The organism is Phycicoccus sp. M110.8 (genome assembly GCF_032464895.1).
Lineage (GTDB): Bacteria > Actinomycetota > Actinomycetes > Actinomycetales > Dermatophilaceae > Pedococcus.
This window is the reverse complement of sequence record NZ_JAWDIC010000002.1, coordinates 346,145-361,225: the sequence shown is the minus strand read 5'-3', so window position 1 is coordinate 361,225 and position 15,081 is coordinate 346,145. Positions and strand designations below refer to the sequence as shown.

General features: G+C 74.6%; 14 protein-coding genes. 8 read left to right on the top strand and 6 right to left on the bottom strand.

Features of this window, described 5'->3' with window-relative positions; genetic code table 11:
* Window positions 1-91: 91 nt before the first annotated feature.
* The 3 genes from RKE38_RS13215 to mce form a co-directional block, all read right to left on the bottom strand.
* On the bottom strand, window positions 92-1,795 hold the full coding sequence (locus RKE38_RS13215) for an FAD-dependent monooxygenase (protein ID WP_316007948.1): 1,704 nt from the start codon (window positions 1,793-1,795) through the stop codon (window positions 92-94).
* A gap of 10 nt (window positions 1,796-1,805) precedes the next feature.
* Entirely contained in the window at window positions 1,806-2,396 is a 591-nt protein-coding gene (locus RKE38_RS13210; RefSeq protein WP_316007947.1) for a hypothetical protein, read from the bottom strand.
* Window positions 2,397-2,504: 108 nt separating this feature from the next.
* On the bottom strand, window positions 2,505-2,945 hold the full coding sequence (mce, locus tag RKE38_RS13205) for a methylmalonyl-CoA epimerase (protein ID WP_316007946.1): 441 nt from the start codon (window positions 2,943-2,945) through the stop codon (window positions 2,505-2,507).
* 146 nt (window positions 2,946-3,091) lie between these two features.
* Here mce and gatC point away from each other — a divergent pair, with 146 nt between their 5' ends.
* From gatC to gatB, 3 genes are read left to right on the top strand one after another with little or no spacing between them, the layout of a single operon-like run.
* On the top strand, window positions 3,092-3,388 hold the full coding sequence (gene gatC / locus RKE38_RS13200; RefSeq protein WP_310155103.1) for an Asp-tRNA(Asn)/Glu-tRNA(Gln) amidotransferase subunit GatC: 297 nt from the start codon (window positions 3,092-3,094) through the stop codon (window positions 3,386-3,388).
* 22 nt (window positions 3,389-3,410) lie between these two features.
* Window positions 3,411-4,934, top strand: a complete 1,524-nt coding sequence (gene gatA, locus RKE38_RS13195) for an Asp-tRNA(Asn)/Glu-tRNA(Gln) amidotransferase subunit GatA (protein WP_316007945.1) — start codon at window positions 3,411-3,413, stop codon at window positions 4,932-4,934.
* A gap of 5 nt (window positions 4,935-4,939) precedes the next feature.
* Window positions 4,940-6,490, top strand: a complete 1,551-nt coding sequence (gene gatB / locus RKE38_RS13190) for an Asp-tRNA(Asn)/Glu-tRNA(Gln) amidotransferase subunit GatB (protein ID WP_316007944.1) — start codon at window positions 4,940-4,942, stop codon at window positions 6,488-6,490.
* 168 nt (window positions 6,491-6,658) lie between these two features.
* On the opposite strand, the gene RKE38_RS13185 is transcribed toward gatB, so the two are convergent.
* Window positions 6,659-7,888, bottom strand: coding sequence for a PQQ-dependent sugar dehydrogenase (locus tag RKE38_RS13185; RefSeq protein WP_316007943.1), 1,230 nt, complete (start codon window positions 7,886-7,888; stop codon window positions 6,659-6,661).
* A gap of 80 nt (window positions 7,889-7,968) precedes the next feature.
* On the opposite strand from RKE38_RS13185, the gene RKE38_RS13180 reads away from it, so the two are divergent.
* The 3 genes from RKE38_RS13180 to RKE38_RS13170 all read left to right on the top strand — a co-directional run bounded on the left by RKE38_RS13180 (window position 7,969) and on the right by RKE38_RS13170 (window position 10,343).
* Window positions 7,969-8,892: a 2-hydroxyacid dehydrogenase gene (locus RKE38_RS13180; protein ID WP_316007942.1), complete on the top strand. Its 924-nt coding sequence runs from the start codon at window positions 7,969-7,971 to the stop codon at window positions 8,890-8,892.
* 87 nt (window positions 8,893-8,979) lie between these two features.
* Window positions 8,980-10,062 carry a sialidase family protein gene (locus RKE38_RS13175; RefSeq protein WP_316007941.1) on the top strand — a complete coding sequence of 361 codons (1,083 nt, stop codon included), beginning with the start codon at window positions 8,980-8,982 and terminating at the stop codon, window positions 10,060-10,062.
* The gene (locus RKE38_RS13170; protein ID WP_316007940.1) at window positions 10,059-10,343 is read left to right on the top strand and encodes a MoaD/ThiS family protein; all 285 of its coding nucleotides are present in this window, start codon (window positions 10,059-10,061) and stop codon (window positions 10,341-10,343) included. Before RKE38_RS13175 ends, RKE38_RS13170 begins: the two co-directional genes overlap by 4 nt.
* A gap of 10 nt (window positions 10,344-10,353) precedes the next feature.
* Here RKE38_RS13170 and RKE38_RS13165 read toward each other — a convergent pair whose 3' ends face one another.
* Both RKE38_RS13165 and RKE38_RS13160 read right to left on the bottom strand, forming a co-directional pair.
* Window positions 10,354-11,466 carry a PLP-dependent cysteine synthase family protein gene (locus tag RKE38_RS13165; RefSeq protein WP_316007939.1) on the bottom strand — a complete coding sequence of 371 codons (1,113 nt, stop codon included), beginning with the start codon at window positions 11,464-11,466 and terminating at the stop codon, window positions 10,354-10,356.
* 9 nt (window positions 11,467-11,475) lie between these two features.
* Window positions 11,476-12,138 (bottom strand): TetR/AcrR family transcriptional regulator, encoded by a 663-nt coding sequence (locus RKE38_RS13160; RefSeq protein WP_316007938.1) that lies wholly within the window; start codon window positions 12,136-12,138, stop codon window positions 11,476-11,478.
* Between the two features lie 126 nt (window positions 12,139-12,264).
* Here RKE38_RS13160 and RKE38_RS13155 point away from each other — a divergent pair, with 126 nt between their 5' ends.
* Entirely contained in the window at window positions 12,265-12,966 is a 702-nt protein-coding gene (locus RKE38_RS13155) for a hypothetical protein (RefSeq protein ID WP_316007937.1), read from the top strand.
* Complete coding sequence (locus tag RKE38_RS13150) at window positions 12,963-15,026, top strand: YhgE/Pip domain-containing protein (protein ID WP_316007936.1); 2,064 nt, start codon at window positions 12,963-12,965, stop codon at window positions 15,024-15,026. The genes RKE38_RS13155 and RKE38_RS13150 overlap by 4 nt, the downstream gene beginning before the upstream one ends.
* The last annotated feature ends 55 nt before the right edge of the window (window positions 15,027-15,081 follow it).

The following is a 15,081-nucleotide window of genomic DNA, read 5'->3' as shown; positions in this document are numbered from 1 at the left end:
CCTCGGCGTCAGGCTGCACGGTTGCAGCGAAACTACTGGTGCGTATGCCGATCCGGCACGGAGTGAGACTCCGGTCACGCGGTGACGTGGCTCACCCGCCACCGACCGCTGCGACGTACTGGTCGGGCCGGACGAGGCACCAGGCGGGGCAGGTCGTCCCGAGCCGGCGGGCCAGGTCGTCGCCGCCGTGCGCGGCGGGCAGCCGGACCCGGTGGACCCAGTGCTCCGGCAGGCCGGGCGCCGCGTCCGGCAGGGGTGGTGCGGCCGCCCGCTCGCCCAGCAGCAGCAGGTGGTGGCCCGTCCGGTCCAGCAGCTGGTACAGCCGGTGCGGCGCGCTGGCTCGCTCGCCGTCGAGCGGCTCGGCCGTGCCGGGCGGCTCGGCCGGGACAGGAGGCAGGACGAGGTCGGGCAGGCGGTCGCCCACGTGGACGCTGCCGGCGCGGGGACCCGGTCCCCTCAGCGCGAGGGGGAAGCCGGGTCGGCGGTGGCTGAGGGCCAGCCCGGTGACGACGCGCACCCCGGGCGCGACGGCGTCGAGGTGCTGGGCGACGGTGGGCGCCGCGGCGGGGACCACCACCCGCCGCAGGACCCGGGCCACCGGGTCGGCGGACGACTCGCCCCACCAGGCGAGCGAGGTCCAGGCGATCCCGAGCCGGGCGACCGGACGCCGCTCCTGCTCGTAGCCGTCGAGCAGGCGGCTCACCCCCGGCGGCGACGTGCTCGCGAGGGCGAGCCGCCAGCCGAGGGCGCACGCGTCCTGCAGGCCCGTGTTCATGCCCTGCGCGCCGGCCGGGCTGTGCACGTGGACGGCATCGCCGGCGAGCAGCACCGACCCGCGGCGGTAGGCCCGGGCCAGGTGGTGGCGCAGCGGCACCAGCTCGGCCCACGCGACGTCGCCCAGGGTGACGGCTCCGTCGGTCATCGACCGCACGAGGTCGGCGAGCTCCCGGGCCGACGGCGGCTCCGGCCATGGCGGGTGGGGAGCGCGCGGACCCGTCCGAGCGGTGGCGCGGCCGGCTCTGGGGCCGGCCGGTCGCCCGGCAGCGGGCCCGGCGACGACCAGCCGCCAGGGAGCCTGCTCTCCGAGCGGGAACAGGAACGCGATGCCGTCACGGGCGGCGAAGACGTGGGCGCCGGACAGGCCGGACGGCTGCGCGACGTCGACGTCGGCGATGACGACGGGGTGGCGGTAGTCGCGGCCGGGGAAGCCGATCCCGGCGCTCGCGCGGACCCTGCTCGCCGCGCCGTCGCAGCCCACCACGAACCGTGCCGCGCCGAGGACGGCGCCGTCGCGGCCGCGCACGACCGTCCTGCCCTGCAGCCCATCGTCGCCCGCCCCCACGTCGCCCGCCCGCACGTCGCCCCCCACGACGTCCCCAGCCCCGACGTCCCCGACCTCCGTGTCCCACTGGACGGTGACACCGCGCTCGTCGAGCAGCCCGAGCAGCGTCGCCTCCACGGCCGCCTGGGAGAGCAGGAGCAGCCACGGGTGCGCGGTGTCGGGCAGCGGCAGGTCGCCGAGGTCGACCCGGACGTCCCGCCCCCGTGCGTGCAGCACCGCGTCCACGCGGGTCGTCCCCGCCGCGAGCAGGCGCTCGGTGGCCCCGAGGGGCGCGAGCAGCTCGAGGGTCCTCGGGTGCAGGACCAGCGCACGCGACGGCCTCGGCGTCCCGTCACGGCTGTCCACGACCTCCACCCGGGCCCCGTGCGCCGCCGCCTGCAGCGCGAGCGCCAGCCCGGTCGGTCCCGCACCCACCACGAGCACGTCCGGCCCGTCCGGCCGAGGCCGCGTCACCGCCCCCGCCCTACCCGGCCAGCTCCCACCACAGGGCGTCGGCGTCGGCGTCCTGCGCACCGGGCTCCTGCCGCTGCAGCCTGCTGCCGTCCCGGAGGACGTCGTCGACGCCGAGTCCGGGGACGACGACGTACTCGACGGAGCCCGGCACGCAGACCAGCGCCAGGACGTGCCGCAGCCGCTCGGCATACCAGCGCGCCCGGTCCGCGCCGTCCCAGTCGTACAGGCCGCGGTAGACGAACGTCCTGGGGTCGACCATCCACTGCTTGCGCACGAAGCCGGGGAACCCGGCGAAGAGCGGCGTGTTCACGATGCAGGTGGTGACGAAGACCCGGTGCAGCGTGGGGCGCTCGCCGATCCAGCGCAGCCGGAAGCGCACCTGCAGCACCGACGGCTCCGTCCCGGCGGACGGGTCACGCTCCGTCGTGCGGAAGATCATCGACCGCGTCCCGTCCCGGAAGGGCAGCCGGGTGCCGACGAGGTCGTCCGGCTGCCGGAGCCGGCCGGTGGCTAGGAGGCGGGCGGTCCGGGCCGCGCTGGCCGCCACGGCCGCGAGGACCTCGCCCGGCCCGACGGAGGGCGCGACCTGCTCGCTGGTCATGGTGCCTCCCGGGACGCTCGTGCAGGGACGACCAGCCTGCCGGGCGCCGGAGCGATGTCGTCAGGGTCGGAGGTCCCGACCGACCGCGCCGTGATGCAGGGCCGCGCGTCAGTGGGTCTCGTGGGCCGGCTGCACCAGCTCGACCAGCACCCCGCCGGCGTCCTTGGGGTGGATGAAGTTGACCCGGGAGTTCGAGGTGCCCCGGCGGGGCTCGTCGTAGAGCAGGCGCAGCCCGCGGTCGCGCAGCACCTGGCTTACGGCCTCGACGTCCTCGACGCGGTAGGCCACCTGCTGCACGCCGGGGCCGGACTTCTCCAGGAACTTCGCGATGGTCGACTCGGGCGTGAGCGGCGCGAGCAGCTGCACGTGCGACCCGCTGCCGCCGACGGCCATCATCGCCTCGCGGACACCCTGTTCCTCGTTCTCCTCCTCGTGCGCGAGCTCCATCCCGAAGGTGTCCCGGTAGAAGGCGATGGCCTCGTCCAGGTCGCGGACCGCGACGCCGACGTGGTCGATGGCGGTGAACAGCTCGGTGGGCAGGTCGCTCATGGGGCCCAACCCTAGGCCGGGGACGGGCGCCGCGACATGAGCGATGCGTCACTCCCGGAGCCGTGCCGGAGGGGGTCCGGTGCCCGTCGACCGGGCGCCTCGGCCACGGTGCCGGCCCGCACGGCACCGCCCCTAGACTGGCGGGCATGTCCGCACTGTCCCGGGACGACGTCGCGCACCTCGCCGGCCTCGCCCGCATCGACCTGTCCGATGCCGAGCTCGACCGCATGGTCGGGGAGCTCGGCGTCATCCTCGAGTCCGTGGCCAAGGTCCAGGAGGTGGCGGCGCAGGACATCGAGCCGATGTCGCACCCCATGCCCATCACGAACGTGACCCGCCCGGACGAGGTGCGCCCCTCCCTCGGCGCCGAGGCCGCCCTCTCGGGCGCGCCCGCCCAGGAGCAGCAGCGCTTCGCGGTGCCGCGCATCCTCGACGAAGACTGACCCGACGGACCCAAGGACACCTGTGACCACCGACCTCACCCGCGCCTCCGCCGCGGAGCTCGCCGACGGCCTCGCCCGCAAGGAGATCAGCTCCGTCGAGCTCGTCCAGGCCCACCTCGACCGCATCGCCGCCGTCGACGGCGCCGTGCACGCCTTCCTCCACGTCGACGCCGAGGGCGCGCTCGCGAGCGCGCGCGAGGTCGACGACCGCCGCGCCGCCGGCGACGAGGACCTCCACGTCCTCGCCGGCGTGCCCATCGCCGTCAAGGACGTGATGGCCACGCGCGGTATGCCGACCACGTGCGGCTCGCGCATCCTCGAGGGCTGGGTGCCGCCGTACGACGCCACCGTGGTAGCCAGGCTGCGCGCCGCCGGGCTGCCGATCCTCGGCAAGACCAACATGGACGAGTTCGCGATGGGCTCTTCCACGGAGCACTCGGCCTACGGCCCGACCCACAACCCGTGGGACCTCGACCGCATCCCCGGCGGCTCGGGCGGTGGCTCCTCGGCCGTCGTCGCGGCATACGAGGCACCGCTGGCCATCGGCACCGACACGGGCGGCTCGATCCGCCAGCCCGCCGCGGTCACCGGCACGGTCGGCGTCAAGCCCACCTACGGCGGCGTCTCCCGCTACGGCCTCGTCGCGCTCGCCTCGAGCCTGGACCAGGCCGGTCCGTGCACCCGCACCGTGCTCGACGCGGCGCTGCTGCACTCGGTCATCGGCGGCCACGACCCGATGGACTCCACGTCGATCGACGCGCCCGCGCCGCCGGTCGTCGAGGCGGCCCGCCGGGCCGATGTCGCCGGGCTCAGGGTCGGTGTCATCAAGGAGCTCGGCGGCGAGGGCTACCAGGCCGGCGTGCGCGCCCGGTTCGACGAGGCGGTGGCCCTGCTCGAGGGCGCCGGTGCCGAGGTCGTCGAGGTGTCCTGCCCGAGCTTCGACTACGCGCTCGCGGCGTACTACCTGATCCTGCCCAGCGAGGCGTCCTCGAACCTCGCCAAGTTCGACGCCATGCGCTACGGCCTGAGGGTGCTGCCCGAGGGCGTCGACGCCCCGAGCGCCGAGCAGGTCATGGCAGCGACGCGTGACGCCGGCTTCGGCGACGAGGTGAAGCGGCGCATCATCCTGGGCACGTACGCGCTGTCCAGCGGCTACTACGACGCCTACTACGGCCAGGCGCAGAAGGTCCGACGGCTGATCTCGAACGACTTCGCCGCGGCCTTCGAGAAGGTCGACGTCCTCGTCAGCCCGACGTCGCCCACGACGGCGTTCAAGCTGGGGGACAAGCTCGCCGACCCGATGTCGATGTACCTGCAGGACGTCGCGACGATCCCGGCCAACCTCGCGGGCGTCCCCGGCATGTCTCTGCCGAGCGGCCTGGCCGACGAGGACGGGCTGCCGACCGGCATCCAGATCCTCGCGCCCGCCACCCAGGACGAGCGGCTCTACGGCGTCGGTGCGGCGCTGGAGCGGATGCTCGTCCAGAGCTGGGGCCGCCCGCTGCTGACGCAGGCCCCCGACCTGACCGCCCTGAAGGGAGCGTGACCGCGATGACCACCACCGTCACCGACGAGGTCGTCGACTACGACGAGGCGATCGACCGGTACGACCCGGTCATGGGCCTCGAGGTCCACGTCGAGCTCAACACCGCGACCAAGATGTTCTGCGGCTGCGCCACCGGCTTCGGCGCCGAGCCGAACAGCCAGGTGTGCCCGGTGTGCCTCGGCCTGCCCGGCGCCCTGCCGGTCGTCAACGAGAAGGCCGTCGAGTCGGCGATCCGGATCGGCCTGGCGCTCAACTGCGAGATCGCGCAGTGGTGCCGCTTCGCCCGGAAGAACTACTTCTACCCGGACATGCCGAAGAACTTCCAGACCAGCCAGTACGACGAGCCGATCGCCTTCAACGGCTACCTCGACGTCGAGGTTCCGGCCGAGCACGGCAGCGGCACCGAGGTCTTCCGGGTCGAGATCGAGCGCGCCCACATGGAGGAGGACACCGGCAAGTCGCTGCACATCGGCGGCTCGACCGGCCGCATCCACGGCGCGGACTACTCGCTCGTCGACTACAACCGGGCCGGCATCCCGCTCATCGAGATCGTCACCAAGCCGATCACCGGCGCCGGCTCGCGGGCGCCGGAGGTGGCCCGCGCGTACGTCGGCGCGCTGCGCGACCTGCTGCGCGCGCTCGGCGTCTCCGACGTGAAGATGGAGCAGGGCTCGCTGCGCTGCGACGCCAACGTCTCGCTCCGCGCGCGGGCCGGCGAGCCGACGAGCGAGGAGCAGGCGGCGGTGCCGCTCGGTACCCGCACCGAGACCAAGAACGTCAACTCGCTGCGGTCGGTCGAGCGCGCGGTCCGCTACGAGATCTCGCGGCACGCGGCGATCCTCGACGCGGGCGGCTCGATCCTGCAGGAGACCCGGCACTGGCACGAGGACACCGGCGTGACCACGTCGGGGCGTCCCAAGTCCGACGCCGACGACTACCGGTACTTCCCGGAGCCCGACCTCGTCCCGGTGGCCCCGACCCGCGAGACGGTCGAGGAGCTGCGGGCCACCCTGCCCGAGCCCCCGGCGCAGCGCCGCAAGCGGCTCCAGTCCGACTGGGGCTACAGCGACCTCGAGATGCGCGACGTCGTCAACGCCGGCGCGGTCGAGCTCATCGAGGAGACCGTGGCGGCCGGCGCGAGCCCGGCGGCTGCCCGCAAGTGGTGGCTCGGCGACCTGGCCCGGCGCGCGAACGCCGACGGTGTCGCGGTCGCGGACCTCGGCGTCACGGCCGAGCACATCGCCGAGCTCGACGGGCTGGTCCGCGACGGCCGCCTCAACGACTCGATGGCCCGGCAGGTCCTCGACGGCGTCGTCGCCGGCGAGGGAACGCCGACGCAGGTCGCCGACGCGCGCGGGCTCGAGCTCGTGCAGGACGACGGTGCGCTCGAGGCGGCGGTCGACAAGGTCATCGAGGGCAACCCCGACGTCGCCCAGAAGATCCGCGACGGCAAGGTGCAGGCCGCCGGCGCGCTCATCGGCCAGGTCATGAAGGAGATGAAGGGCCAGGCCGACGCCGGCAGGGCCCGCGAGCTCATCCTCGCCAAGCTCACCTGACGCGTACTCGGCCCGCCCCGGCCGGCACCTCGGCTCCACGGCGGCTCGGCACAACGGCAGTTGCTGGCATGAAACGGCAGTTCTGGAGCCCCGTTTCACGTCCGCAACTGCCGTTCTGCGCGTCGGGGGCGGGGCGGCGGGCGGCGAGGGGTGGGGGAGCGGGCGGGCTCAGCGCAGGGAGGAGATGGCCACGTCGAGGATCCGGTCGTCCTGCGGGCCGGGGTTGCCGCGGAACGTGTTGCTCGTGACCACCCAGAGCCGGCCGCTGCCCGCCGACACGACGTCGCGCAGCCGCCCGTAGCGCCCTTCCAGCAGCCGCTGCGGCGTCCCGACGCCGTTGCCCTGCAACGGGATCCGCCACAGCGAACGACCTCGCAGGGCCGCCATCCAGACCGACCCGTCCGCGATCGCGATGCCGCTCGGTGAGGCCTGCGACGTCGGCCACTGCACGAGCGGGTCGGTGTACCCGGCCCGACCCGCCCGGCCCTCGACCACCGGCCAGCCGTAGTTGCGCCCGGGCTGGATGAGGTTGAGCTCGTCCCACGTGTCCTGGCCGAACTCGCTGGCATACATGCGCCCGTCGGGGGCCCACGCGATGCCCTGGACATTGCGGTGCCCGTAGCTCCACACGCGCGTGCCGAACGGGTTGCCGGGGGCCGCCGCACCGTCCTGCGTGACCCGCAGGATCTTGCCGCCGAGCGCGCCCTTGTCCTGCGCCGCGGGCCGGTTGCCCGCGTCGCCCGTGGTGACGTAGAGGTACCCGTCCGGCCCGAACGCGAGGCGCCCGCCGTTGTGGAACCCGGCCTTCGGTATGCCGGTGAGCACCGGTGTGAACGACGTCGCCCTCCCGTCGGCGAACGTCAGCCGCACGACCCGGTTGTCCTGCTCCCCGGTGTAGTAGACGAAGACGCGGTGGTCGCGCGCGAAGGTCGGCGACACCGCGACGCCCAGCAGGCCGCCCTCACCGGCGGGCGCGACCCCGGGGACGGTGCCGAGGACCACGGGCGCCGATCCCTCGCGGACGTGCAGCAGCTGCGCCCGGTCGCGCAGGGTGACCAGTGCGGAGCCGTCCGGCAGGAACGCGACCGCCCACGGGACGTCGAGGTCGCGAGCCACGGTGACGACGGCCGGGCGGGCCGCGGTGGCGCCGGTCGAGGGCGTCCCGGTCGACGAGCCCGTGCCCGACGACGGGGTGCCGCTCGACGGCGCGGTGCTCGATGGCGGGGTGGTGCCGGACGTGCCGCCCTCCCCGGCCCGGGTCGTCGTGAGGGAGGGTGCGGTGACCGTCCCGTCGGACGCGGGGGACCCGCTGCAGCCGGTCGCGGCCAGCAGGGTCACGACCACGGCGGACCCCGCTGCGAGGGCCCGCACGGCGCGGGTGGTGGGGCGCGGCGGCATACCCCATTGTGCGGTAGGTGACAGGACGCGACGTGGACGCGCCGGACCGGGCGCGCGCGCCCCCGGCTAGCGTGGCGGCCATGGTGCTCGTGACGCTGCCGGGGCAGGAGTGGGTCGACGCGGTGGGTCCCGTGCCCGGGCTGGAGCTGGGCGTGTGGGACCTGTCCGAGCCGCACCCGCGGGCGAAGGAGGTGCGTGTCGTGGTGCCGCCGTACCTCGGGGCCGGGCCCCGGCTGCCCGTGCTGTCGACGCTCCCGGACCTCGACCTGGTGCAGCTGCTCACCGCCGGCTACGACGGCGTCCCGGACCTGCTGCCCCCCGGTGCGCGGCTGGCGAACGCCGCGGGCGTCCACGACGCCTCGACGGCGGAGCTGGCGGTGGCCCTGACGCTGGCGTCGCTGCGCGACGTCCCGGACTTCGTCGTCGCCCAGCGAGAGCACCGCTGGCTGCCCACGACGATGCACCCGGCGCTCGCCGACAAGCGCGTGCTCGTCGTCGGGTACGGCTCGATCGGCAGGGCCATCGCGGCCCGCCTGACCCCGTTCGAGGTCACGGTCACGGCGGTGGCCTCCCGCGCCCGCGCCGGCGACGAGCTGGTCCGCTCGGTGCACGGCGTCGACGAGCTGCCCGACCTGCTGCCCCAGCACGACGTCGTGATCCTCATCGTGCCGCTGAGCGAGGTCACGGCGGGCCTGGTCGACGACGCCTTCCTCGCGGCGATGCCCGATGGGTCACTGCTCGTGAACGTCGCGCGAGGCGGCGTGGTCGACACCGACGCCCTCGTGCGGCACGCCCGCGCGGGCCGGATCCGGGCGGCCCTCGACGTCACCGACCCCGAGCCGCTGCCCGAGGACCACCCGCTGTGGGACCTCCCGGGCGTGCTCATCACACCGCACGTCGGGGGTGCGTCGAGCGCCTTCACGCCGCGCGCCACCCGACTCCTGCGGGAGCAGCTGGGGGCGTATGCCGCGGGCCTGCCGCTGCGCAACCTCGTGCACCCCTAGCGCGTCCCTGGCCTGCATCCCCGAGGAACGGGGCCTGCGCCCAAAAGCCGGTGACGCCGTCGGTGGGCGGTGGCATCCTGAGGTTCCATGAGCGAGACCATCGTCGGGATCGGGACGCGCAAGGGGCTGTGGCTGGCACGCAGCGAGGACCGGCGGGAGTGGCGGCTCGAGGGCCCGCACTTCCTGATGAGCGAGGTGCTATCGCTCCTGTTCGACACCCGACAGGAGCCCACCCGGCTGCTCGTGGGCTTCCGCTCGTCCCACTGGGGCCCGTCGCTGCAGCACTCCGACGACCTGGGGCAGACGTGGGTCGAGCACCCCGACGGCTCGATCCAGTTCCCGGCTGACACCGACACCGCGCTCAAGGCCACTTGGCAGCTGGTCGCCGACCCCCACGACCCCACGGTCGTCTGGGCCGGCACCGAGCCTCAGGGCCTGTGGCGCAGCGCGGACCGGGGTGAGACGTTCGAGCTCAACCGCGGGCTGTGGGAGCACCCGCACCGGCCGCAGTGGGGCGAGGGCTTCGGCGGCGGAGCGATCCACACGGTGCTGCCGAGCCCGGCCGACCCCGACTCGATGCTCGTGGCCATGAGCACCGGCGGCGTCTACAACACCACCGACGGCGGCGCGTCCTGGAACCCGGGCAACACCGGCATCCACGCCTACTTCATGCCGCACGACGAGTGGCCCGAGTTCGGCCAGTGCGTGCACAAGGTCGCCCGCGACTCGGCGACCCCGACCCGGCTCTACGCGCAGAACCACAAGGGCGTCTACCGCTCCGACGACAACGGCGTCACGTGGACCTCGATCGAGGAGGGCCTGCCGACCAACTTCGGGATGACGGCGGTGGCCAACCCTGCGCGCGGCGACTCGGTCTGGCTCGTGCCGATCGCCTCCGACGGCGAACGGATCCCGCCGAACGCGCAGCTGCAGGTCGCGCGGTCCGACGACGCCGGCGCCACCTGGCGCGAGCTGACGACCGGGCTCCCGCACAGCTGGACCAACGTGCTGCGCGACGCCGCGGGCACCGACACCTCCGAGCAGCCCGGGCTGTACGTCGGCACCCGCAACGGCGAGGTCTACGCCTCGACGGACGAGGGTGAGACGTTCGAGCGGATCGCGACGCAGCTGCCCGACGTGCTCGTTGTCCGGGCGGTCACGCTGCCGTGACGGTCCGTGTGGTGCTGCCGGGCCTGCTGCGCGACCTGGCCGACGGAGCGGCCGAGCTGCCGGTCGAGGTCGCCGACGGCGCGGTGCTGTCGGAGGTGCTCGACCGCGCGTTCGAGCCGTGGCCGGTGCTGGCGCGCCGGGTCCGGGACGAGCGCGGCGAGATCCGCCGGCACGTGAACGTGTTCGTCGACGGGGAGGACGCCAAGCGGCTCGAGGGTGTCGCGACGCCGGTCGCCGGGACCGCGACCGTGCACGTCGTCAACGCCGTCTCCGGCGGCTAGGGGAGGGGCGTCAGGCCTCGTCCCAGACGCCCTCGTCCCAGGCGCGGCGCAGGGTGGCGGTCGGGCCCTGGAGGTCCCACCCGCGCTCGGCGACCCAGTCGTCGCACAGGTACGTCCCGGCATACCGGTCGGCGCCGTCGCACAGCAGCGACACGATGCTGCCCTCCTCGCCGCGCTCGGCCATCTCGCACGCGAGCCGCAGCGCGCCGTAGAGGTTGGTGCCCGTCGAGCAGCCCGCGCGCAGCCCGGTGCGCTCGGCCAGGAACCGCATCGCCGCCACCGAGGCGACGTCGGGGACCAGCATCATCCGGTCGACGACGGCGGGGACGAAGCTCGGTTCCACGCGTGGCCGCCCGATGCCCTCGATGCGCGAGCCGCACGCCCGCGCCACGCCCTCGTCGTCACCTGCGAAGGCCGGGAGGAAGGCGGAGTTCTCCGGGTCGACGACGCACACCTGCGTGGCCAGGCTGCGGTAGCGCACGAACCGTCCGATCGTCGCGCAGGTGCCGCCGGTGCCCGCACCCACGACCACCCAGGTCGGCACGGGGTGGCGCTCGCGGGTCATCTGCTCGAAGACCGACTCGGCGATGTTGTTGTTGCCGCGCCAATCGGTGGCGCGCTCGGCGTAGGTGAACTGGTCGAGGTAGTGCCCGCCGAGCTCGTCGGCGAGGCGCCGGGCGACGTCGTACACCTCGCCGGCGTCGTCGACCAGGTGGCAGCGGCCACCCTCGCGCTCGATGAGGGCGATCTTCTCCGGGCTGGTGCTGCGGGCCATGACCGCCACGAAGGGCAGGTCGAGCATGCGCGCGAAGTAGGCCTCCGACACGGCCGTCGACCCGCTCGACGCCTCGATGACGGTCGTGCCCCGGTGCAGCTCGCCGTTGCAGAGGGCGTAGAGGAACAGCGACCGGGCCAGCCGGTGCTTGAGGCTGCCGGTGGGGTGGGTCGACTCGTCCTTGAGGTACAGGTCGATGCCGGGCAGGCCGGGGACCGGGACCGAGATGAGGTGGGTGTCGGCGCTGCGGTTGGCGTCCGCCTGGATCCGCCGGACGGCCTCGTCGAGCCAAGCGCGGTCGGCCGGCTGCCGGGGGACGACGTCGAGCAGTGCGGGTGCCTTCGCCATGGCCGAAGGCTAGCGGCCCGCGCGACCCCCTCTTGCCGCCCCGGCGCCCTCGGTGGCCGCGGCGGTCACCAGGGGCAGGAACTCCCGCTCGAGCTCGCCCGGGCCGACCTGGTCGGGCTCGAGCAGGTGCTGCGCCAGGCCGCCCTGCAGCACCATCGTCACCAAGCGGACGAAGCGGTCGGTCGACACCGTCGGGTGCAGGTCGTGGCTGCGGACGATGCCGTCGACGACCTCCGCGAGCCCCGAGCGCACGTCGGCCTGGATCGCGGCCCATGCGCGCCGGGCCTGCTCGTCGCGCAGCGCGTGCAACCCGAACTCGGTCGTCAGCAGGTGCCAGCGGCGGCGCTCCTCCGGGTCGCCCGCCCACACGTCGACGACGGCGTCGAGCAGGTCGGGCAGGGTCAGCCCGGGTCGCGACGCGACCTCGGTGACGGCCGTCCGCAGCCGCCGCGAGTGCTGGGCGTAGAGCTCGGTGACGAGCTCGTCCTTGTCGGTGAAGTTCGAGTAGAACGCGCCCCGGGTGAAACCGGCACGCTCGCAGATGTCCTCGACGCTCGCGCCGTGGAAGCCGCGCTCGGCGAAGACCTCTCCGGCCGCGGCGAGGAGCCGGTCGCGGGTGGCCTGCCGGCGGTGTGAGCGCGGCTTGCCCTGGTCTGCGTTGGCGGTGGCCATGCCTTGAGGATACACTGCTGTATCGGATACGGATGTGTATCCAAAGTACGACCGCACTCGAGACCGCCGGTGCGGGCCCTTCCCCCTCGGGGTGCCGGGGTCCCCGGCGGCCGGAGAAGGACAGACATGGAGCTCCTCGCCGACCGCGTCGAGGTCGCCGGGCTGCACGGCCCGCTGCTGCTGCCGACGACGCTGCACGCGTCGCCCCGCCGCGTCGAGCTGGTCGCCGGCGACCCCGGCCCCGGTCACGTAGCACTCGCCCTCGCCCTCGCGGGCCGCATCCGCCTCGCGGGCGGCTCGGTCACGCTCGACGGCGACCCCGACACCGCCGCGCTGCGCCGGCACGTCGCGCTGGTCGACGTGCCCGACGTGAGCGCCCCGGAGGACGCCGTCACGGTGCGTGCCGCCGTGGCCGAGCAGCTGGCCCTGGCCGGGCTGCCGTCGAGCCGCGCCGCCACGCGGGCGCTCCTCACCGCGCACGGCCTGCAGGACCTCGCAAGGGAGCGCTTCGAGGCGCTCGACCCGGGTGCCCGCACCCGGCTGCTCCTGGACGTCGCGGCACGCCGTGCGCTCACGCGCGTGCTCGTCGTCACCGCCCCCGACCGCCTGGGCGGCAGGCCCGAGGAGTGGTGGAGCGCCGCCCACCGGTATGCCGGTGAGGGCCTCACCGTCGTCGTCCAGTGCAGCCACGCCACCGTCCGCGCCCTGGGCCAGCCGGTCCGGCACGAGCTGGGGGCGACGCAGGAGCTGGGGGCCGAGGGGGGTCCGGGAGCCGCGCACGAGCGGGGTGCCGCGCACGGTGCCGAGGCCGCGGAGGTGGTCGCGTGACCGCCGTCCGCCTCGCCCTGACCGAGCTGCGCCGGCTCACCGCGGGCCGCCTGCCGCGCGCCGCCCTCGTCGCGATGCTGCTCGTCCCCACCCTCTACGGCGGCCTGTACCTCTACGCCAACAAGGACCCCTACGGCGGCCTCGCGCAGGTCCCCGCCGCCGTCGTCGTCGAGGACTCGGGCACCACCCTCGCCAACGGGGAGCGCCTCGCCGTCGGCGACCGGGTGGCCGACGAGCTGGTGCGGTCGCACAGCTTCGACTGGCACCGCGTCGGGCGGCAGCAGGCCCACGACGGGGTCTCCGACGGCCGCTACGACTTCGCGCTCGTGGTCCCGGCGGACTTCTCCGCAGCCCTGGCGTCGAGCGCGGAGTTCACGCCGCGCCAGGCCGAGCTGCGCCTGGAGACCAACGACGCCAACGGCTACCTCGCCCGCACCATCGCGAACCAGGTCGTCGCCCAGGTGACGAAGTCGGTGGCCTCCGAGGTGAGCTCCACCGCCGCCAACCAGCTCCTGACCGGCTTCACGACGATCCACGGCAAGGTCAAGGACGCTGCCGACGGCGCGGGGCAGCTCGCCGACGGGCTCTCGCAGGCCGACGACGGCGCCCACCGGCTGGCCGACGGCGCCGACAGCCTCGTCGCGGGGGAGAAGAAGCTCGTGAGCGGCAGCGACCAGCTCGCGCAGGGTGCGTCGAAGGTCGCGTCCGGGGCCGACCAGCTCGCCTCCGGCGCGACCGACCTGCACGCGGGCCTGCAGACGCTCGACCAGCGCACCGCGACCCTGCCCGCCGACACACGGCGCCTCGCGGACGGTGCGCACCAGGTGGCCGACGGCAACGCCAAGGTCGCGGCTGCGGGCGCACAGGTCGCCGCTGCCTCGAACGCCTTCGTCGCCGACGTGACGACCAGCCAGGGGGACCTCGCCGACAGGCTCCGTGCCGCGGGGTTCACCGACACCCAGGTGCAGCAGGTGCTCGACGCGGCGCAGCAGCTGAGCGGCCCGGTCACGAGTGCCAACGGCCAGGTGCAGACGGCGTCGCAGCAGCTGGACCAGCTCTCCGCCGGGGCCGCGCAGGTGGCCGCGGGCGCCGACCGGCTCGCTGCGGCGGCCGGTCCGCTCCACGACGGCATCGCCCGGGCGGACAACGGCAGCGCGCGCCTGGCGTCGGGAGCCAACGACCTCGCCGCCGGCAACCGGGCCCTGGCCTCGGGCGCGTCGGACCTGGCCACCGGCCAGCGTGCGGCCCTCGACGGCGCGACGAAGCTCGACTCCGGCGCCGGCGACCTCGCCACCGGCCTCGACCGGCTCCAGCAGGGCGCCACGAAGCTCCGCGACGGGCTGCAGCAGGGCCTCAGGTCGATCCCCGACCCGAGCCCGGAGGCGCGCAAGGCCGTCGCCCAGACCCTCGGCAACCCGGTGGGCGTGCAGGGCAGCTCGCTGGCGTCGGCGTCGAGCTACGGAGCCGGACTGGCCCCGTTCTTCCTCAGCCTCGCGCTGTGGATCGGCGGCTACGTGCTCTTCCTGCTCGTCAAGCCGCTGTCGGCCCGGGCGCTCGCCGCCGGCCAGCCGAGCTGGCGCACGGCCCTGGGCGGCTGGCTCGCGCCGGCAGTCCTCGGGGTGGTCCAGTCGGTCCTCGTGTATGCCGTGGTGGTGCGGGGCGTGGGCATCGGCGCCGAGCACCCGCTGCTGCTCATCGCCTTCATGGCCGTGGTGTCCCTGGCCTTCGTCATGGTGCTGCACGCGCTCGCCGCCCGGCTGGGCGCACCGGGCAAGTTCCTCGGCCTGGTCTTCATGGTGCTCCAGCTCGTGAGCGCCGGCGGCACGTTCCCGTGGCAGACCCTCCCGGGGCCGCTGCACCCGCTGCACCACGTGCTGCCCATGTCCTACGCGGTCGACGGCATCCGCCGCCTGATGTACGGCGGCTCGCTCGACCACCTGGCCGTCGACCTCGGCGTCCTCGCGGCATACCTCGTCGGCGGGTTCCTCGTGTCCACCGTCGCCGCGCGCCGCGCGGGCACCTGGACGGCCCTGCGGGTCAAGCCCGAGCTGGCCATCTGAGCCGGCTGCCCGGCCCACCCCCGGCGCACGCCGACGTGCCCGGTGCGCGGTGGCA